Origin of the sequence: Cellulomonas telluris, assembly GCF_004886325.1 — a bacterium.
Classification (GTDB): Bacteria; Actinomycetota; Actinomycetes; order Actinomycetales; family Cellulomonadaceae; genus Cellulomonas; species Cellulomonas telluris.
The window spans coordinates 153421-171430 of record NZ_QXFN01000003.1; the positions used below are offsets into that span (position 1 = coordinate 153421).

Annotated in this window: 17 protein-coding genes; 12 read left to right on the forward strand and 5 right to left on the reverse strand. The window is 77.1% G+C overall.

Annotated elements, in window-relative coordinates; genetic code table 11:
* The first annotated feature begins 4 nt into the window (after positions 1–4).
* Complete coding sequence (resB, locus tag FB586_RS09535) at positions 5–1771, forward strand: cytochrome c biogenesis protein ResB (protein WP_136519111.1); 1767 nt, start codon at positions 5–7, stop codon at positions 1769–1771.
* Positions 1772–1779: 8 nt separating this feature from the next.
* Entirely contained in the window at positions 1780–2814 is a 1035-nt protein-coding gene (ccsB, locus tag FB586_RS09540; protein ID WP_370741077.1) for a c-type cytochrome biogenesis protein CcsB, read from the forward strand.
* Between the two features lie 58 nt (positions 2815–2872).
* On the opposite strand, the gene FB586_RS09545 is transcribed toward ccsB, so the two are convergent.
* Complete coding sequence (locus FB586_RS09545) at positions 2873–3241, reverse strand: PLDc N-terminal domain-containing protein (RefSeq protein ID WP_136519113.1); 369 nt, start codon at positions 3239–3241, stop codon at positions 2873–2875.
* A gap of 117 nt (positions 3242–3358) precedes the next feature.
* On the opposite strand from FB586_RS09545, the gene FB586_RS09550 reads away from it, so the two are divergent.
* The gene (locus FB586_RS09550) at positions 3359–3703 is read left to right on the forward strand and encodes a DUF4229 domain-containing protein (protein WP_136519114.1); all 345 of its coding nucleotides are present in this window, start codon (positions 3359–3361) and stop codon (positions 3701–3703) included.
* Between the two features lie 25 nt (positions 3704–3728).
* Here the strand turns inward: FB586_RS09550 and FB586_RS09555 are convergent, their stop codons facing one another.
* Together FB586_RS09555 and menE are read right to left on the reverse strand one after the other, a co-directional pair.
* Positions 3729–4598 carry a 1,4-dihydroxy-2-naphthoate polyprenyltransferase gene (locus FB586_RS09555; RefSeq protein ID WP_136519115.1) on the reverse strand — a complete coding sequence of 290 codons (870 nt, stop codon included), beginning with the start codon at positions 4596–4598 and terminating at the stop codon, positions 3729–3731.
* A gap of 71 nt (positions 4599–4669) precedes the next feature.
* Positions 4670–5845: an o-succinylbenzoate--CoA ligase gene (gene menE / locus FB586_RS09560; protein WP_136519116.1), complete on the reverse strand. Its 1176-nt coding sequence runs from the start codon at positions 5843–5845 to the stop codon at positions 4670–4672.
* A gap of 178 nt (positions 5846–6023) precedes the next feature.
* Between menE and FB586_RS09565 the strand changes: the two genes are divergently transcribed.
* The gene (locus FB586_RS09565) at positions 6024–7112 is read left to right on the forward strand and encodes a DUF3048 domain-containing protein (RefSeq protein ID WP_136519117.1); all 1089 of its coding nucleotides are present in this window, start codon (positions 6024–6026) and stop codon (positions 7110–7112) included.
* 146 nt (positions 7113–7258) lie between these two features.
* Positions 7259–7462, forward strand: coding sequence for a hypothetical protein (locus tag FB586_RS09570; RefSeq protein WP_136519118.1), 204 nt, complete (start codon positions 7259–7261; stop codon positions 7460–7462).
* Between the two features lie 13 nt (positions 7463–7475).
* Here the strand turns inward: FB586_RS09570 and FB586_RS09575 are convergent, their stop codons facing one another.
* Positions 7476–8459: a 1,4-dihydroxy-2-naphthoyl-CoA synthase gene (locus tag FB586_RS09575; protein WP_136519119.1), complete on the reverse strand. Its 984-nt coding sequence runs from the start codon at positions 8457–8459 to the stop codon at positions 7476–7478.
* Positions 8460–8527: 68 nt separating this feature from the next.
* Between FB586_RS09575 and FB586_RS09580 the strand changes: the two genes are divergently transcribed.
* The 3 genes from FB586_RS09580 (at position 8528) to FB586_RS09590 (ending at position 13060) form a co-directional block, all read left to right on the forward strand.
* Positions 8528–9487: an o-succinylbenzoate synthase gene (locus FB586_RS09580; protein ID WP_136519120.1), complete on the forward strand. Its 960-nt coding sequence runs from the start codon at positions 8528–8530 to the stop codon at positions 9485–9487.
* Positions 9487–11403 carry a 2-succinyl-5-enolpyruvyl-6-hydroxy-3-cyclohexene-1-carboxylic-acid synthase gene (menD, locus tag FB586_RS09585; RefSeq protein WP_246036676.1) on the forward strand — a complete coding sequence of 639 codons (1917 nt, stop codon included), beginning with the start codon at positions 9487–9489 and terminating at the stop codon, positions 11401–11403. The genes FB586_RS09580 and menD overlap by 1 nt, the downstream gene beginning before the upstream one ends.
* 115 nt (positions 11404–11518) lie before the next feature.
* Complete coding sequence (locus FB586_RS09590; protein ID WP_136519122.1) at positions 11519–13060, forward strand: S1C family serine protease; 1542 nt, start codon at positions 11519–11521, stop codon at positions 13058–13060.
* A gap of 138 nt (positions 13061–13198) precedes the next feature.
* Here the strand turns inward: FB586_RS09590 and FB586_RS09595 are convergent, their stop codons facing one another.
* On the reverse strand, positions 13199–14533 hold the full coding sequence (locus FB586_RS09595) for an isochorismate synthase (protein WP_136519123.1): 1335 nt from the start codon (positions 14531–14533) through the stop codon (positions 13199–13201).
* A gap of 191 nt (positions 14534–14724) precedes the next feature.
* Between FB586_RS09595 and FB586_RS09600 the strand changes: the two genes are divergently transcribed.
* The 4 genes from FB586_RS09600 to FB586_RS09615 all read left to right on the forward strand — a co-directional run bounded on the left by FB586_RS09600 (position 14725) and on the right by FB586_RS09615 (position 18004).
* Positions 14725–15417 carry a demethylmenaquinone methyltransferase gene (locus FB586_RS09600; RefSeq protein WP_136519124.1) on the forward strand — a complete coding sequence of 231 codons (693 nt, stop codon included), beginning with the start codon at positions 14725–14727 and terminating at the stop codon, positions 15415–15417.
* Positions 15418–15609: 192 nt separating this feature from the next.
* A complete protein-coding gene (locus tag FB586_RS09605; protein WP_136519125.1) occupies positions 15610–16911 on the forward strand; it encodes a geranylgeranyl reductase family protein in 1302 nt (433 codons plus the stop codon).
* A 112-nt stretch (positions 16912–17023) separates the two neighbouring features.
* Positions 17024–17386: an NADH-quinone oxidoreductase subunit A gene (locus FB586_RS09610; protein WP_136519126.1), complete on the forward strand. Its 363-nt coding sequence runs from the start codon at positions 17024–17026 to the stop codon at positions 17384–17386.
* A 66-nt stretch (positions 17387–17452) separates the two neighbouring features.
* Positions 17453–18004 (forward strand): NuoB/complex I 20 kDa subunit family protein, encoded by a 552-nt coding sequence (locus tag FB586_RS09615; RefSeq protein WP_136519127.1) that lies wholly within the window; start codon positions 17453–17455, stop codon positions 18002–18004.
* Positions 18005–18010 lie beyond the last annotated feature (6 nt).

Below are 18010 nucleotides of genomic sequence, written 5' to 3' on the forward strand. Positions count from 1 at the left end.
CGACGTGGTGACCTACCGCCCCGAGGGGCTCGACGACGCGTTCACGCCGACCGACGGCGACGTCACCGGCGCGGCCGGCGGCCCGACGCGCCCCGGCGGTCCGGACCCGGACCTGCCCGCGCTCGGGCTGCGCGGCTGGCTGCGCTGGGCCTGGCGGCAGCTGACCAGCATGCGCGTCGCGCTGCTGCTGCTCATGCTGCTGGCGGTCGCGGCCGTGCCGGGCACGCTGTTCCCGCAGCGCCCCCAGGACCCGGCGGGCGTCGTGGAGTACCTCGAGGAGCACGCGACGGCCGGGCCCCGGCTCGACCGGCTCGGGTTCTTCGACGTCTACGCGTCGGTGTGGTTCAGCGCGATCTACCTGCTGCTCTTCGTGTCCCTGGTGGGCTGCATCCTGCCGCGCACGCGCGTGCACCTCGCGGCGCTGCGGGGCCGCCCGCCGCGCACGCCCCGCCGCCTCACGCGCTTCCCCGCGCGGGGCGGCGTGACCGTGCCGGACGCGCCGCAGGCCGTGGTCGAGCGGGCTGCGGCGGTGCTGCGGCGCGGGTCGTCGTGGCTGCCGTTCGTCCCGTCCTACCGCGTCGACGTCCACGACGAGGGCGGCGGCACCTGGTCGGTCGCGGCCGAGCGCGGGTACCTGCGCGAGACCGGCAACCTCGTCTTCCACCTCGCCCTCGTCGGGCTGCTCGTCAGCGTCGCGACCGGGCAGATGCTGCACTACCGGGGGCAGGCGATCGTCGTGCAGGGCACCGGGTTCGCGAACGTGGAGGGCGCGTACGACACGTTCGAGCGGGGGACGGCCTTCGACCCCGCCGACCTCGAGCCGTTCACGCTGCGGCTCGACGAGTTCGAGTCGCGGTTCGACCCCCAGACGCTGCAGTCGCGCGACTTCACCGCGCACGTGACGCTGACCGAGCCGGGTGGGGAGCCGCAGGAGCGGACGATCAAGGTCAACCACCCGCTCACCGCCGGCGGGGCGAAGGTCTACCTGCAGGGCAACGGCTACGCGCCGCGCGTCACGGTGCACGACGGCGCCGGCGAGCTCGCCTTCGGCGGCGCCGTGCCCTTCCTGCCCGAGGACGAGGTGTACACCTCCCGCGGCGTCATCAAGGTCCCCGACGTCTCCGCGGGCCAGGACCAGGTCGGCCTCGTCGGCTACCTGCTGCCGACCGCCGAGGAGTGGGTGCCCGGCTGGTGGCGCTCGACCGACCCGCAGCCCACCGACCCGCTGCTCGTGCTCTCGGTGTGGCGCGGCAACCTCGGCCTCGACACCGGCGTGCCGCAGAACGTGTACCGGCTCGACGAGTCCCGGATGGAGAAGGTGACGGACGAGGCCGGCGACGACCTCACCCTGTACCTCCGCCCCGGCGAGACCGTCGAGCTCCCCGACGGGCTCGGCACGGTCACGTTCGAGGACCTGCCCCGGTTCGTGGCCCTCGACCTGCGCCACGACCCGGCGCTGCTCGGCGTGCTGGTGTTCGCGCTGCTCGCGTTCGCCGGTCTCGCGGCGTCGCTGTTCGCGCCGCGGCGGCGCCTGTGGCTGCGCGCGTCGCCGGCGCCGGAGGGCACCGGGGGCGACGCCGCCGCCGCCGGTACAGTGGTCGACGCCGCGGGCCTCGCCCGGGGGGACGACATCGGGCTCCAGCCCGAGCTCGACCGGGTGCTCGACGAGGTGCTGGGCCGCACGCCGGCCGCGCACGACCGACCCGACGGCGGCCGACCCGGCCGCGACCACGAGGCGCCGACCGCGGCGCACGGACCCGGAGGCGACTGATGGACCAGGTGGGCCTGGCGCAGGTGAGCGACCTGCTGGTGTGGGGCGCGACGACGGCGTTCACGATCGCGCTCGTCGCGTGGACGGTCGAGATGTCCCGCGTCGCGGAGGCCGCCCAGCGGGTGCGCGGCACGCGTCAGCGCGAGCTGGTCGCGGCCGGCGGCGCGCCGTCCACCGGGGCGCCCGTCGCTGCCGAGGCGCCCGCCGCCGCGGACGCGCCCGCCGGCCGGGCGCGCGCCGAGGGGATCGCGCGCAGCACCACGTTCCTCGGCCTCGTCCTGCTGCTCGCCGGCGTCGTGACGCGTGGCCTCGCTGCGGGCCGCTGGCCGACGGCCAACATGTACGAGTTCGCGATCGTCGGCGTCCTGGTGGCCGTCGCCGTGCTCGCCGTGGTCCAGCGCCGGCGCACCATCGCGTTCCTCGCGGTGCTCGTCATGGGCATCGCCGTGCTCGGCCTCGCGCTCGCGCTCCTCGTCTTCCACGTCCAGGCGGACGAGGTCCAGCCGGCGCTCGACAGCTACTGGCTGGTCCTGCACGTGGGCGTCGCGATCATGGCGACGGGCGTCTTCACGGTCGCCTTCGCGACGTCGGTGCTGCAGGTGCTGCGCGACGGCCGGGCGACCGGGCGGTCGCACCTCGAGCGCCCCTGGCGCTCGGCGGACGGCCTGCGCCGCTGGCTGCACCCGCTGCGCGTCACCGGCCCGCGCTTCGCGTGGCTCGAGCAGGTGCCGGACGCCCGCCGGCTCGAGGCGCTGTCGTTCCGGCTCAACGCGATCGCCTTCGTCCTGTGGACCTTCACGCTCATCGGCGGCGCCATCTGGGCCGAGCACGCGTGGGGCCGCTACTGGGGCTGGGACCCCAAGGAGGTCGGCACGTTCGTCGCGTGGGTCGTGTACGCCGCGTACCTGCACGCCCGCACGACGCGCGGCTGGAGCGGGCGCCGGGCGGCGTACTTCGTCTACGTCGGGTACGCCGTCGTGATCGCGAACTTCACCGTCATCAACCTCTTCGTCGACGGCAAGCACTCGTACTCGGGCCTCTGAGGACCGCCCGCGCCACGACGGCCGCCGTCCCGGGTCCCGGGCGGCGGCCGTCGGCGCGTCAGGTGGTCGACGGGTCGCCGTCGGGCGCGCCGTCCCCCGCACCGTCGGGCGAGGTGCCGTCCGCGCCCGCGTCGCCACCGCGCGTCTCGCGCTCGCGACGGCGGCGCTCCTGGTCGAGCCGGCGCAGGAAGTCGGGGTCGTCGTCCGGTGCGACCGGGCGTGCGGGACGGCGCCGGGGCCCGGCCGCGCTGCCGCCGGTGCGGCTCAGGACCAGCCACAGCACGGCGCCGACGACCGGCACCAGGACCACGAGCAGCCACAGCGCGCGCGGCAGCCCGCGCCGTGCTCGCTCGTCGCTGCGCACCACGTCGATCACGCAGTAGACCGTGAGGCCGATCGTGAGCAGGAGGACCAGGTACCGGGGCACCCGTCCAGCGTAGACGCGGACGGGTGTCCTGCTCGCGCCCGCCCCGGGCGGGGGCCCGCCGACGTCCGGGCGGGGTGAGGTGCCCGGGTGGTGCCGGCGGCGACCTACCCTGGGGAGGTGCCCGTCCTGGTCTACTCGCTCCTGCGCATCGCCCTCTTCGGCGCCGTCACCGCCCTGCTGTGGTGGGCGGGGATGCGGTCGTGGCTCGCGCCCCTGCTCGCGGCGTTCCTCGCGTGGGGGCTGTCCTACGTGCTGCTCGCGGGGCCGCGGGACGCCGCGGCCCTGCACCTCGCGCGCCGCGCGGAGGAGCGCCGCGCGGGTCGTGCCCAGGGCCGTGCAGGCGACGACGCGGCGGCGGAGGACGCCGCCGACGACGCGCTGCGCGGTGCCCAGGACGCGGCCGCCCCCCGCGTCACGGACGTCGAGGACCCCGGCACGACGACGCGCCGCGACCCCGCCTGACGGGCTGCGTGCGCGGGCCCGTGCGTCAGGCGGCGAGCCCGAGGCCGAGCAGCACGCCCAGCCCGAGCTCGAGCGCACCCGTCCCGCCGAGCACCGGGACGAGGGCGATGCCGCGCGCCCCGAGGAGCACCACCACCGCCAGCACGGTCGCCGGCGCCAGCAGCACGAGGACGAGCAGCGACCACGGCGCCGCGAACGCGCACGTGGCGGCGAGCAGCACGGGCAGCACCACGAGCACCGCGTAGACGCGTCGCGCGCGGTGCTCGCCGAGCCGGACGGCGAGCGTGCGCTTGCCCACGAGCGCGTCGGTCGGCACGTCGCGCAGGTTGTTCGCCATGAGCAGCGCGCAGGCCACGAGCCCGACGGCGACCGCCCCGACCCACGCCGGCCACGACAGGCGACCCGCCTGCGTGTACGTGGTGCCCAGCACCGCGACCAGCCCGAAGAACACGAACACCCCGACCTCGCCGAGGCCGCGGTAGCCGTAGGGCCGCCGCCCGCCCGTGTACGTCCACGCCGCGACGACGGCGAGCGCGCCGACGGCGAGCAGCCACCACGAGCCCGACAGCGCGACGAGCCAGACGCCCAGGAGGGCCGCGACGCCGAACGCCGCGAACGCCGCGGTGCGCACCTGGCCCGGCCGCGCCGCGCCCGACGCGGTGAGCCGGCGCGGGCCCACGCGGTCCACGTCGGTGCCGCGCACGCCGTCGGAGTAGTCGTTCGCGTAGTTCACGCCGACCTGCAGCGCGAGCGCGACGCCGGCGGCGAGCAGCGCGCGCCCGAGCCGGGCCTCGCCGAGCTGGGCGGCCGCGCCCGTGCCGACGAGGACGGGTGCCACCGCGGCGGGCAGGGTGCGGGGGCGCGCGCCGGCGAGCCAGTCGGACGTGGAGGCCACTCGTGCTCCTGGGGATCGGGGGAGGGCCGCACGGCCCGGGCGGACGGGAGGAGGACCTGCCGGTCGGCAGGTCAGGGGGAGGCGGTGCCGGGCGGGTGGTGGTTCATGCGCTCGGCGGCCGCGCGGGCGACGGCCCGCCGGTCGGGCTTGCCGGGCCCCCGCAGGGGCAGCGCGTCGACGACCAGCACCTGCCGCGGCGCGCTGGCGGGCCCCAGCGCCGCGGCCACCGACGAGCGCAGGTCGGTCAGCGACGGCTGGGCGCCGCCCTCGGTGACGACGACCGCGACGACGGACTGCCCCCAGTGCTGGTCGGGCACGCCGACGACGCAGACCTCCCGCACGAGGGGGTGCGCCGCGACGACCTCCTCGACCGCGAGCGGGTCGACCTTGACGCCCCCGGTGACCAGCACGTCGTCGAGCCGTCCGAGCACGTGCAGCACCCCGTCGTCGAGCCGGCCGCGGTCCGCGGTGCGCAGCCAGCGGCGGCCCCGCACGTCGACGAACGTGGTCGCGTCCAGGTCCGGGCGGCCCAGGTAGCCCGCGGCCAGGACGGGTCCCGTGAGCGACACGCGCTGCTCGGCGTCGACCGCCACCTCGACGCCGTCGAGCGGCCGGCCGTCGTAGACGCACCCGCCGCACGTCTCGGTCATGCCGTACGTCGTGACGACGCGCACACCGGCCTCGCGGGCGCGGGCCAGCAGGGTCGGCGAGGACGCGGCGCCGCCCACGAGGACGGCGTCGAGCGCGCGGGCCGCCGCGGTCGCGTCGGCGTCGTCCAGCACCCGGACCAGCTGGGTCGGGACCAGGGAGCTGTACCAGGGCCCGTCCCCGGACCGCAGCGCGCGGACCGCCTCGCTGAACGGGCCCGGGCGGAAGGGGCCGGGGGCGAGGGTCGTCAGCGCCCGGCCGGCGAGCACCGACCGGACGACGACCTGCAGGCCGGCGACGTGGTGCACGGGCAGGGCCAGCAGCCAGGACCCGTGACCGCCCAGGCGCCGCGCGGTGGCGTCGGCGGACGCCCGCAGCGCGTCGGCCGTGAGCATGACGTCGCGGGGCCGCCCGGTGGAGCCGGACGTGCGGACCACGAGGGCCACGTCCGCGGGCACGCGCCCGCCTGCCGCCGGGCCCCCGGCGCGGTCGTCGGCGTCGAGGGCACGCAGTGCGGGCCCCTGGCCGTCCAGGGCCGCGGGCAGCGACGCGACGAGGGACCCCGCCTGCGCGGGGACGTCACGCAGCGCCCGGTCCACGGGGTCAGCCTAGGCCGGGGTGGCGGCGGCCGACCCGCGGACGGTCCGCCGTAGAGTGGCGCGCGGTCCCGGGGCGGCGCCCGGTGCCCGTCCGCACGGCGTGCGACGGGCCGCGGCAGGCGCGCGAGGGGGGGACCGCGACGCAGCGGCACCCGCCGCCCGGAGGAGTGGAGCAGGCATGGCACGCACGAGGACGACGGCACGGCACCCGCGCGGGGTGCGCGCACGCGCGTCGGCCGTCCTGGCGCTGGTGACGTCCCTGGCGCTCGCCGCGTGCGGCGCTCCGACGGCCGTCGAGCCGCTCCCTGCCGTGACCGAGCGGCCCACCATCGCGCCGGCGAAGGTGCCCGCCCCGGCGCCTGAGGTCCCGCCGACGTGGCCGCTCACGGGCGTGCCGGGCACCCCCGACCCCCGCCCGGCGCTGGCCGTGAAGATCGAGAACACCGCCGTCGCCCGCCCCCAGTCGGGGCTCGAGCAGGCGGACGTCGTCTGGGAGACCGTCGTCGAGTTCGAGGTGTCCCGCCTCATCGCGGTCTACCACTCCCAGGTGCCGCAGGAGGTCGGGCCCATCCGCTCCGTGCGTCCCATGGACCCCGCCGTGCTCGCCCCGACGCGGGGCATGCTCGTGTACTCCGGCGGCCAGCCGGGCATCCTCGACCTCGTCGCCCGCTCGGGCCTGCAGACGGTCTCCCACGACGCGGGCGCGCCCGGCCTGTACCGCGTGCGCGGGCGGTCCGCGCCGCACAACGTCTACGGCAGCCCCGCGACGTGGTGGGGGATCGCCGAGCCCGGGCGGACGGCACCCGCGGAGCAGTTCGCGTTCGCGCGGCGCCCCGAGCAGGGCGCGGCGGCCGTCGCCGGCACGCCCGCGGGCACGCTCGACTTCCGCCTGTCGGCGCAGTCCCGTCCGGTCTGGACCTGGGACGCCGCCTCCGGCACCTGGCTGCGCTCGGAGGGCGGCACGCCCGCGACGGCGGCGACCGGCGCCCGGCTGTCGGCCGTGAACGTGGTCGCGATCACCGCGCCCCACCCGAACAGCCCGTTCGGCGCTCAGGGCGGCGCACCCGTGCCGACCTACGAGCTGGTCGGCGAGGGCGACGGCGTCGTCGCCACGGGCGGCCGCACCGTGGCGGTCCGGTGGCGCAAGGAGGCCGAGGACCAGCCCCTGCGCCTCTTCCTCGCGGACGGCTCGGAGGCCCGGCTGGCACCGGGCAACACCTGGGTGGAGCTCGTCCCCGCCGGGAAGGGCTCCCTGACCGTCTCCTGACGCGACGGGCGACCCCGGGACGACGGCCCGCCGCGGTCGTCGTCCTGCGGGTGGACCCGCGGCATCCCCCGGGGGCAGGTGACGGGCCGTGAGGTCACGCCCGGGGGCCGACGCGGCGGACGGGCCGCCCGGCGGAGGGTGGTCCCATGACCACCACCGCACCGCACCGCGTCCCCGCCGCCCCGCGCGTCCTGCCGCCGCGCCGACCCGTCCACGACCCCGACGACCACTCGCTGCGCTCGGCCGTCGCCGTCGTGGTCGCCGGGCTCGTGCTCGTCGCGCTCCTCGTCGGCGGCGGTGCGCTCGTCGCGACCGCCGTGGACCTCGCCTCGTGGGTCTCGGCGGCCTGACCGGCCCGTCCGCTCAGTAGGCGTACGGGAAGCCCGACCAGTCCGGCTCGCGCCGCTGCAGGAACGCGTCGCGCCCCTCGACGGCCTCGTCCGTCATGTACGCCAGCCGGGTCGCCTCGCCGGCGAAGACCTGCTGGCCCGCCAGGCCGTCGTCCGCCAGGTTGAACGCGAACTTCAGCATGCGGATCGCCTGCGGCGACTTCGTCGCCACGACGCGCGCGTACTCCAGCCCCGCGTCCTCGAGGTCCGCGTGGTCGACGACGTCGTTCACGGCACCCCACGCGTACGCCTGCTCCGCCGAGTACTCCCGTGCGAGGAAGAAGATCTCGCGCGCCCGCTTCTGCCCGACCTGCCGCGCCAGCAGCGCCGAGCCGTAGCCGCCGTCGAACGAGCCGACGTTCGCGTCGGTCTGCATGAACCGCGCGTGCTCGCGGCTCGCGATCGTCAGGTCCGCGACGACGTGCAGCGAGTGCCCGCCGCCCGCCGCCCAGCCGTTGACGAGCGCGACGACGACCTTCGGCATCGTCCGGATCAGGCGCTGGACCTCCAGGACGTGCAGCCGCCCGGCGCGCGCGGGGTCGATGGCCTCGGCGGTCTCGCCCTCGGCGTACCGGTAGCCGTCGCGCCCCCGGATGCGCTGGTCCCCGCCCGAGCAGAACGACCACACGCCGTCCTTGGGGCTCGGGCCGTTGCCGGTCAGCAGGACGGTCCCCACGTCGGACGTGGTCCGCGCGTGGTCGAGCACCGCGTACAGCTCGTCCACGGTGTGGGGGCGGAACGCGTTGCGGACCTCCGGCCGGTGGAACGCGACCCGCACGACCGGCAGGTCCCGCGCGCGCGCCCCGGCGGCCGCCTCGGCCTCGGTCGGGCGCGCGTGCCCGCGGTGGTACGTGATGTCGGTGAGGTGCTCGAACCCCTCGACGGTGCGCCACCGCGCGGGGTCGAAGGTGTCGGAGACGCGTGCCGGCAGAGGTGCCGGTCCGGCCGGTGCGGTCACCCGCCTCACCCTAGCCGCGTGCCGTGGCCGGTCCGGCACGGGCGCTCGGACCCACCTAGCCTGGGCGGGTGCCGACCACCCCTGACGACGTCCGCGTGTGGTCCGTCCCCCTGCGCACGCGCTTCCGCGGCCTGGTCCGCCGGGACGGCGTGCTGCTGCGCGGCGACGCCGGGTGGGCGGAGTTCAGCCCCTTCTGGGACTACGACGACGCGGCCGCGGTGCGCTGGTGGCGCGCCGCGCGCGAGGCCGCCGACGAGGGCTGGCCCGACCCCGTGCGCACGCACGTGCCGGTCAACGTCACGGTGCCGGCGGTCGGCCCCGAGCAGGCGCACCGCGTGGTGACGGCGTCCCGCGGGTGCCGCACCGCGAAGGTCAAGGTCGCCGAGCCCGGGCAGGACCCGCAGGAGGACGAGGCGCGGCTGGAGGCGGTGCGCGACGCGCTCGGCCCGGACGGCGCGATCCGGGTCGACGCCAACACCGCGTGGGACGTCGACACCGCCGTGACCCGGCTCGCGGCGCTGGACCGCGCGGCCGGCGGGCTCGAGTACGCCGAGCAGCCCGTGCCGGGGGTCGACGACCTGGCGGCCCTGCGCCGGCGCACGCACGTGCCGCTCGCCGCCGACGAGGCCGTGCGCCGCTCGGACGACCCGCTCGCGGTGGCCCGTCGCGCGGCCGCGGACGTCGTCGTCCTCAAGGTGCAGCCGCTCGGCGGTGTGCGCGCGTGCCTGCGCCTGGCGGAGGAGATGGGCCTGCCGGTGGTCGTGTCGTCGGCGCTGGAGTCGTCGGTCGGGCTGGCGGCGGGGCTCGCGCTCGCGGCCGCGCTGCCGGAGCTGCCGTACGCGTGCGGGCTCGCCACCGCCCAGCTGCTCGCGGCCGACCTCGTGGACGAGCCGCTGCTGCCGCGCGACGGTGCGATCGAGGTGCGGCGTCCGCAGCCGGCACCGCACCTGGTGGCGGCGGCCGCGGCCGAGCCGGGGCTCGCGGCCCGCTGGGAGGGGCGGCTGACCACCGTCCGGGCTCGGGCATGATGACGGCCGTGACCGGCCCCGACGACGCCCCCCGCACCACGCCCGACCCGGGGCCGCCGGCCGTCGCCGCCGCGCGCGTCCTCGTGCAGGCGCTCGCGGCCCTCGGCGTCCGTGACGTGGTGCTCGCGCCCGGCTCGCGCAGCGCACCGCTGGCGTACGCGCTCGCGGACGCCGCCCGGCCCGAGGGCGAGCGGCCCGCGGGTGCACCGGCCCTGCGGCTGCACGTGCGGATCGACGAGCGGTCGGCCGGCTTCCTCGCGCTCGGCCTGGCCAAGGGGTCGGCGCACCCGCCCGCGCCGGGCGAGCCGGCTCCCGCGGCACCGCGCCCGGTGGCCGTGGTGACGACGTCGGGCACGGCGGTCGCGAACCTGCACCCCGCGGTGCTCGAGGCCCACCACGCCGGCCTGCCGCTCGTGCTGCTCACCGCGGACCGCCCGCACGAGCTGCGCGGCACGGGCGCGAACCAGACGACGGAGCAGGCGCGGCTGTTCGGCGAGGCCGTCCGCGTGGCCGTCGACGTCCCCGCCCCCACCGGGCGTGCGGGGGAGGACCGCGACCTGCGGCGCCTGGTGTCCCGGGCGCTCGCGGCCGCGACGGGCGCCCGCTCCGGCGACCCCGGCCCCGTGCACCTCGACCTGGCGTACCGCGACCCGCTCGTCCCCGACGGCGCGCCCTGGCCCGGGCCCGCGGACGCCGGCCTGTCGCACGTCGCGACGCGGCACGCGCCGGCCGAGCCGGCGGAGCCCGCCACGGGTGCCGTCCCGCTCGTCACGGCGCCGGCCGCGGTGACCGACGCCGCGAGCGACGCGACCCGGCCGACGCGCCGCTCCCGGGGGCCGGTCCCGACCGTCGTCGTCGCGGGCGACGGCGCCGGTGCGGCGGCCCGCCGGCTCGCGGAGGCGAACGGCTGGCCGCTGCTCGCCGAGCCGTCGTCGGGCGCCCGCCAGGGCCCCACCGCGATCGCGGCCTACCGGCTGCTGCTCGGAGACGAGCGCCTCGGGGGCCGGGTCGGCCGCGTCGTGGTGCTCGGCCGTCCCACGCTGTCGCGCCCCGTGCACCGGCTGCTCGCGCGCTCCGACGTCGAGGTCGTCGTCGTCGCCCCCCGCGGCACCGAGTGGCCGGACGCGGACCGCAACGCGGCGCAGGTGCTGCTCGAGGTCCCCGCGCGGATGCGCCAGGGGCGGGCGGGCGCACCGGCGGGCTGGCTCGACGCGTGGCGGGCCGCGGACGCCGCGGCCGCTGCCGCGGTCGACGCGCTGCTGGACGTCCCGCAGGACGCGCCCCGCTCACGCAGCGGCACCCGTGTCACCGGGCCCGCGCTCGCCCGCGCCGTCGCGGCAGCCAGCCTGCCGGCCGACGTGCTCGTCGTCGGCGCGTCCAACCCGGTGCGCGACCTCGACCTCGTCGCGCGCTGGGACGTGGCGCCCCTCGTGCTGGCGAACCGGGGCCTGGCCGGCATCGACGGCACGGTCTCGACCGCGACCGGCGTGGCGCTCGCGCTGCCGCGCCGGCGGGTCCGCGCCTACCTGGGCGACCTGACCTTCCTGCACGACGTCGGCGGCCTGCTGCGCGGACCGCTCGAGCACGGCGTCGACCTCCAGCTCGTCGTCGGCAACGACGACGGCGGCTCGGTGTTCGCCACCCTCGAGCACGGGGGGCCCGAGCACGCGGACGTCTTCGAGCGCGTCTTCGGCACCCCGCACGGGGTCGACCTGGCGGCGCTGTGCGCGGCGTACGGGGTGCGGCACACGCGCGTCGTCGACGCCGAGGGGCTGCTGCCCGCGCTCGCCGCGCCGGGGACGGGCGTCAGCGTGGTGGAGGTGCGGGTCGACCGCGCGCAGCGGCGTGCGCTGGGCGAACGCATCGCCGCGGACGTCACGGCGGCGGTGCGCACCGCCCTCGACGGGCGCGGCTGAGCCGGCCGGCCCCCGCGGCCGCGTCGTGCGCGCGGACGTCCAGGATCTTCCCAGCCACTCGGGAGGCCCGTCCCAGCAGCAGGGGTTGGAATGGGTGTCGACGAGGAGGCAACCCATGACCACGAGCCCGGAGCAGCCGCGACCCGGCGGCACCCACCCGCAGGACCACCCGACCCAGCCGCTGCCCCCGACGGGCGCGACCCAGCCGCTGCCCGCGCAGGCCGGCGCCCCGCACACCGCGGCCCCGCACACCGCGGCCTCGGACGCCGGCGCCCCCGCGCAGCGCCTGTCGCCCGCGCAGGAGTGGGCGCGCTGGGACGCCGCCCAGCGGGAGCGGCGCGCGGCCGAGCAGTCCGGCCAGCAGGCCGCGCCCTCGGACCCGTGGACCGCGTCCCCGTCCGACGGCACGCCCGCGCAGCCACGGCGCCGTCGGCCCTGGGTGTGGGCGACCGCCGGGGTGGTCGCCGGCGTGCTCGTCGGCGGCGGCGCCATGGGTCTCGCCCTCGACCAGGACGGGCCCGTGGCCGGCAACGAGCGCAGCACGTCCCTGGCGGACATCGGTCGCACCAGCACCGAGCAGGTGCCCGTCGCCGGCTCCTCCGCCGAGGACCCCGACTGGCAGGCGGTCGCCTCCGCCGTGCGCGCCTCGGTCGTCGCGATCGAGGTGACGAGCGGCTCGAGCGGATCGCAGGGCTCGGGCGTCATCATCGACGAGGACGGTCACGTCGTGACGAACAACCACGTCGTCTCCGGCGCGGCGCAGGGCGGCGCCGTCGCCGTCACGCTCACCGACGGCCGGATCTTCGAGGCGGAGGTCGTCGGCACCGACGTGGCGACGGACCTGGCCGTCCTGCGGCTCGTCGACGCCCCGGACGACCTGCAGCCCGCGGCGCTGGGCGACTCGGACGACGTCGTCGTCGGGGAGCCGGTCATGGCCGTCGGCAACCCGCTGGGCCTCGCGAACACCGTCACCACCGGCATCGTCTCGGCGCTCGACCGGCCCGTCTCGACGCAGGAGGACGCGCGCAGCGAGGCGGCCGTCACGAACGCCATCCAGATCGACGCGGCGGTCAACCCGGGCAACTCGGGCGGTCCGCTGTTCGACGCGCAGGGCCGCGTCATCGGCATCACCTCGTCGATCGCCACGCTGTCGCAGCAGTCCGGGTCCATCGGCCTCGGCTTCGCGATCCCGGTCAACCTGACGAAGAACGTCGCGTCCCAGCTCATCGAGGACGGTCAGGCCGAGCACGCCTTCCTCGGCGTGACGATGAGCGACGGCACGGCGACGGCCGACGGGGTGACCCGCCGCGGCGCGGTCGTGCAGACGGTGCAGGAGGGCTCGCCGGCCGCCGAGGGCGGCCTGCAGCCGGAGGACGTCATCGTCGCGATCGGCGACGACCCGGTCGGCGGCGCGGAGTCGCTGACGGCGTTCGTCCGCTCGCTGTCCTCGGGCGACGACGTGACCCTCACGGTGGTGCGCGGCGGCGAGACCCGCGAGGTCGACGTCACGCTCTCGACCCGTCCGGACACGCTGACGTCCGACCCCGGCCAGCAGGACGGGCAGCCCGACCAGGGCCAGGGCGGCCAGGGCGGCCTCCCCGAGGACCTCACCCCCGAGCAGCTGTGGGAGTGGTTCCAGCAGCAGCAGGGCCGCTGAGCCCACGGGCGTGCGCGTCGCCACGGCGGCGCGCACGCCCCTCCGCCGTCGCCGGCCGCTCGGCGACGGCACCGCAGGGCCCGTCGCGGGCATCCCCTCCCGCGACGGGCCCTCGCGCTGCCCGCCGTCCGGGGCGGCTCAGTCGCTGCCGAGCGCGAACCGCATCGGCTCGAGCTTCGCGCGCGACTCGGCGAGCTCGGCCGCCGGGTCGGACGCGGCGACGACGCCGCAGCCGGCGAACAGCCGCAGGCGGCGCGGGTCCTGCGCGTCGACCTGCGCCGAGCGCAGCGCGATGCCCCACTCGCCGTCGCCGTCGGCGCCGAGCCAGCCCACGGGGCCGGCGTAGCGCGCCCGGTCCATGCCCTCGACGCGGGCGATGAGCCGGCGGGCGGCCTCGGTCGGGGTGCCGCACACCGCCGCCGTGGGGTGCAGGGCCGCGGCGAGCGCGAGCGACGTCGGGTGCCCGTCGCCCGCCGGTGCGCCGAGCACGCCGGTGACGTCGGACGCGAGGTGCAGCACGTTCGGCAGCGGCAGCACGAACGGCACGTCGGGGACGTTGGACGAGGAGCAGAAGGGTGCGAGCGCGCGCGCCACGGACGCGACCGCGTACTCGTGCTCCTCGAGGTCCTTCGAGGAGTGGGCGAGGATCGCGGCGCGCGCCATGTCGGCGTCGTCGTCGCCGGTGCGCCGGATGGTCCCGGCCAGCACGCGCGACGTCACGAGCCCGCGCTCGGAGCGCACGAGCAGCTCGGGCGTCGCACCGACGAGCCCGTCGACGCTGAACGTCCAGCACGACCGGTACCGGTCGGCGAGGCGCTGCAGCACCCACCGCACGTCGAGCGGACGCTCCGTGCGCGCCTCGACGTCGCGCGCGAGCACGACCTTCTCGACCTCGCCCGCGCGGATCGCGGCGACCCCGCGCGCGACGACGTCCGTCCAGTCCTCGGCGGCGACGGCGCCGTCGCCGTACGTCACCTCGCCGGGGGAGCGGGGTGCGGTGCGTGCGGGCGCGACGTCGGCGAGGCGCGGAGCGGGCCCGAGGCGTGCCGCGTCCGTGAGCGTGGTGAGCCACGTCCGCCCGTCGCGCCGGCCGACGACGACCCGGGGGACGACCAGCACCCCGCCCGCGTCGGAGTCGTCGTCGAAGGCGAACGACGCGAAGGCGACCGGGCCCGTGCCGGGCAGGCGCACCTCGTCGCGGACGATCGCGTGCGCGACGACCTCGCGCCACGCGCGCTCGGCGGCGGCGAACCGGTCGGCGCCGTGCACCTCGACGCGCGCGGCCTCGCCCCACGCGACGAGACCGTCGCCGCGGCGGACCCACGCAAGGGGCGCGTCGGCCGGCAGGAGGTCGAGCAGGTCGGCCGGGTCGGGCCGCTCGCCGGCGCGCGTCGGCAGGTCGTCGAGGGCCACCGTGCGGACCACCAGCGGGTGGGGCAGGTGCTCCTGCGCGGGGGCGCCGGTCGCTGTCATCTCGGGGCCCCCACGCGATCGTGAGCGCAGCGAGCGATCGGGTGGGGTGAGTTCATCGCCTGTCAGGGTAGGACCTCGCGAGGGCCCGACGGTCGCCGGCGGCCCCTCGCCGACGCACGTCACACCCCCTCCCGGTCCCGCCGGGCGGGGCACGCCTGGCCGGACGGCGGCGACCTGCGACGATGGGCGCCATGCCTCGCGCCAGCCTCGAGAAGGACCCCCGCGACGTCGCCGCGATGTTCGACGCCGTCGCGCACCGGTACGACCTGACGAACGACGTCATCTCGCTCGGTCAGGACCGGGCCTGGCGGCGGGCCACGCTCGCCGCGGTCGGGGCGCAGCGCGGCGAGACGGTGCTCGACCTCGCCGCCGGCACGGGGACGTCGAGCGAGCCGCTCGCCGACGCGGGCGTGCACGTGGTGCCGTGCGACCTGTCGACCGGCATGCTCGGCGTCGGCAAGCGCCGCCGGCCGGACCTCCCGTTCGTCGCGGGCGACGCGCTGCACCTGCCGTTCGCGGACGCGTCGTTCGACGCCGTGACGATCTCGTTCGGCCTGCGGAACGTGCCGGACCCGGACCGGGCGCTGGCCGAGATGCTGCGCGTGACGAAGCCGGGCGGCCGGCTGGTGGTCTGCGAGTTCTCGCGCCCGGCCTTCGCGCCGTTCCGGGCCGTCTACACGAACTACCTCATGCGGGCGCTGCCCCCGGTCGCGCGCGCCGTCTCGAAGGAGCCCGAGGCGTACGTGTACCTCGCGGAGTCGATCCGCGAGTGGCCGGACCAGCGCGCGCTGGGGCTGCTGGTCAAGCAGGCCGGCTGGGTCGACGTGGCGTACCGCAACCTGTCGGGCGGCATCGTCGCGCTGCACCGCGGCCGCCGCCCGTAGCGGTCCCGCCGGCTCCCGCCGAGCCCCACGCAGGCCTCGCGCTGCGGCGTAGCAGCGGTCCTGCCGCAGGTCACGGGACCGACGTCCCGACCGTGCGCCGAGGTTAGCCCTACCTTCGCAGACAGGTCCGACGGTGCTGGCTACACTCGCAGCCGTCGCACGTGAACGACGTCACAAAGTGGGGTGGACGTGGTGGACGCAGCGCACGATGACGCCGACGTCATCGTCGTCGGCGCAGGCCCGGCAGGGGCCTCCGCGGCGTACCACTGCGCCGCCGCGGGCCTCGACGTGCTGCTCCTCGAGAAGGCGTCGTTCCCCCGGGACAAGGTCTGCGGCGACGGCCTGACGCCGCGCGCCGTGGCCGAGCTCGTCCGCATGGGCGTGCCGCTGCGCGAGCAGGACGGCTGGATCCGCAACAAGGGCCTGCGCGTGGTCGGCGGCGGCCACCGCATCGAGCTGGCCTGGCCCGAGCTGTCGTCCTACCCGTCGTACGGCCTCGCCCGCGCACGGACGTCGTTCGACCAGACCCTGGCGGAGCACGCCCGGGCCGGCGGCGCGAAGCTGCTCGAGCGCACCGCGGTCACGGCCCCCGTGCGCGACGAGCGCACGGGCCGGGTCGTGGGCGTGCGGGCACGCGCGGTCGACCACGACGGGCGCCGCACGGTCGACGCCGGCGACGAGGTCACCTACCGCGCCCCGGTCGTCGTCGCCGCCGACGGGGTCTCCGCCCGCCTGGCCACGGCCGTCGGTCGCGTGAAGCGCGACGACCGACCCATGGGCGTGGCGGTGCGCACGTACTTCCGCACCCCGCGGCACGACGACCCGTGGATGGAGTCCCACCTCGAGCTGTGGGACGGCGAGCCGGGCCGGTCGAACCTCATGCCGGGCTACGGCTGGATCTTCTCGCTCGGCGACGGCACGGCGAACGTCGGCCTCGGCTCCGTGAGCTCGACGGCCGCCGCGACGAAGGTCGACTACAAGGACCTGTTCGCGCGCTGGATGGCCAACGCGCCGCGCGAGTGGGAGTTCACGCCCGAGAACCAGGTGGGCCCGGTGCGCGGCGCCGCGCTGCCGATGGGGTTCAACCGGGGCCCCCTCTACGCGGACGGACTCCTGCTCGCCGGCGACGCCGCCGGCATGGTGAGCCCGTTCAACGGCGAGGGCATCGCGTACGGCCTGCAGGCGGGACGCGTCGCGGCCGACGCGATCGCGCAGGGCCTCGCGCGCGGCTCGGCCGCGGGACGCGAGCGCGCCCTCGCCTCCTACCAGGCGCGGATGAAGGACGACCTCGGCGGCTACTACACGCTGGGCCGGGTCTTCGTCCGCCTGATCGAGCACCCGCAGGTGATGCGGGTGTGCACCCGGTACGGGCTGCCACGGCCGCTGCTCATGCGGTTCGTGCTCAAGCTCCTGTCCGACTGCTACGAGCCACGGGGCGGGGACGCGGTCGACCGCGTGATCGCCGCGCTGGCGAGGATCGCCCCCGACGCCTGACGGCGCCGGACCCGCAGGACCCGCATCACCAGAAGGACCAGCTCGATCCCCGCAGGACCCGCACGCAAGCCCCCGGCCCCGGCCGGACCTCGACGCCGAGGAGGACCGCACGATGACCAACCCGTACGTGCCGCTGCTGGTGATGATGGGCATCGCCGCGGTCCTGGCGCTCGGCGGCGTCGGCGCGAGCGCGATCCTCGGGCCCCGGCGGTACAACCGCGCGAAGCTCGAGGCCTACGAGTGCGGCATCGAGCCGACCCCGCACGCGGTCGGCGGCGGGCGCTTCCCGATCAAGTACTACCTCGTGGCCATGACGTTCATCGTCTTCGACATCGAGGTGGTCTTCCTCTACCCCTGGGCCGTCGGCTTCGAGGAGCTGGCCACGTTCGGGCTGGTCGCGATGCTCGCGTTCCTGGCCCTCATCACGGTGCCGTTCGTCTACGAGTGGAAGCGCGGCGGGTTCGAGTGGGACTGACGACAGCGATCCGCAGGACCGCGGCGACGACGCCGCACGCACGCACGAGCCGGAGGAGGGGCTGACATGGGCATCGAGGAAGCGCCCTCGGGCTTCCTGCTGACGACGGTCGAGGACCTCGTCGGCTACTTCCGCAAGGGCTCGCTGTGGCCGGTGACGTTCGGCCTGGCGTGCTGCGCGATCGAGATGATGGCGACCGGCGCCAGCCGCTACGACATCTCCCGGTTCGGCATGGAGGTGTTCCGCGCCTCCCCGCGCCAGGCGGACCTCATGATCGTCGCCGGCCGGGTGAGCCAGAAGATGGCGCCCGTCGTGCGGCAGGTCTACGACCAGATGGCGGAGCCGAAGTGGGTGCTGTCGATGGGCGTGTGCGCGTCCAGCGGCGGCATGTTCAACAACTACGCGATCGTCCAGGGCGTCGACCACATCGTGCCGGTGGACATCTACCTGCCGGGCTGCCCGCCGCGGCCGGAGATGCTCACGCACGCGATCCTCGCGCTGCACGACCAGATCCAGAGCACGCCCCTCGGCGTCAACCGCAAGGAGGCGGCGGCGGCCGCGGAGGCCGCCGCGCTCGAGGCGACGCCGACCTCGCACATGACGGGCCTGCTGCGGTGAGCGCCG

Bases quoted from the DNA above. Each gene is read 5' to 3' on its own strand.
- FB586_RS09590 (WP_136519122.1), top strand. From the start codon at position 11,519: ATGACCACGAGCCCGGAGCAGCCGCGACCCGGCGGCACCCACCCGCAG.
- FB586_RS09570 (WP_136519118.1), top strand. From the start codon at position 7,259: ATGACCACCACCGCACCGCACCGCGTCCCCGCCGCCCCGCGCGTCCTG.
- FB586_RS09600 (WP_136519124.1), top strand. From the start codon at position 14,725: ATGCCTCGCGCCAGCCTCGAGAAGGACCCCCGCGACGTCGCCGCGATG.
- FB586_RS09610 (WP_136519126.1), top strand. From the start codon at position 17,024: ATGACCAACCCGTACGTGCCGCTGCTGGTGATGATGGGCATCGCCGCG.
- menD (WP_246036676.1), top strand. From the start codon at position 9,487: ATGACGGCCGTGACCGGCCCCGACGACGCCCCCCGCACCACGCCCGAC.
- FB586_RS09615 (WP_136519127.1), top strand. From the start codon at position 17,453: ATGGGCATCGAGGAAGCGCCCTCGGGCTTCCTGCTGACGACGGTCGAG.
- FB586_RS09565 (WP_136519117.1), top strand. From the start codon at position 6,024: ATGGCACGCACGAGGACGACGGCACGGCACCCGCGCGGGGTGCGCGCA.
- FB586_RS09595 (WP_136519123.1), bottom strand. From the start codon at position 14,533: ATGACAGCGACCGGCGCCCCCGCGCAGGAGCACCTGCCCCACCCGCTG.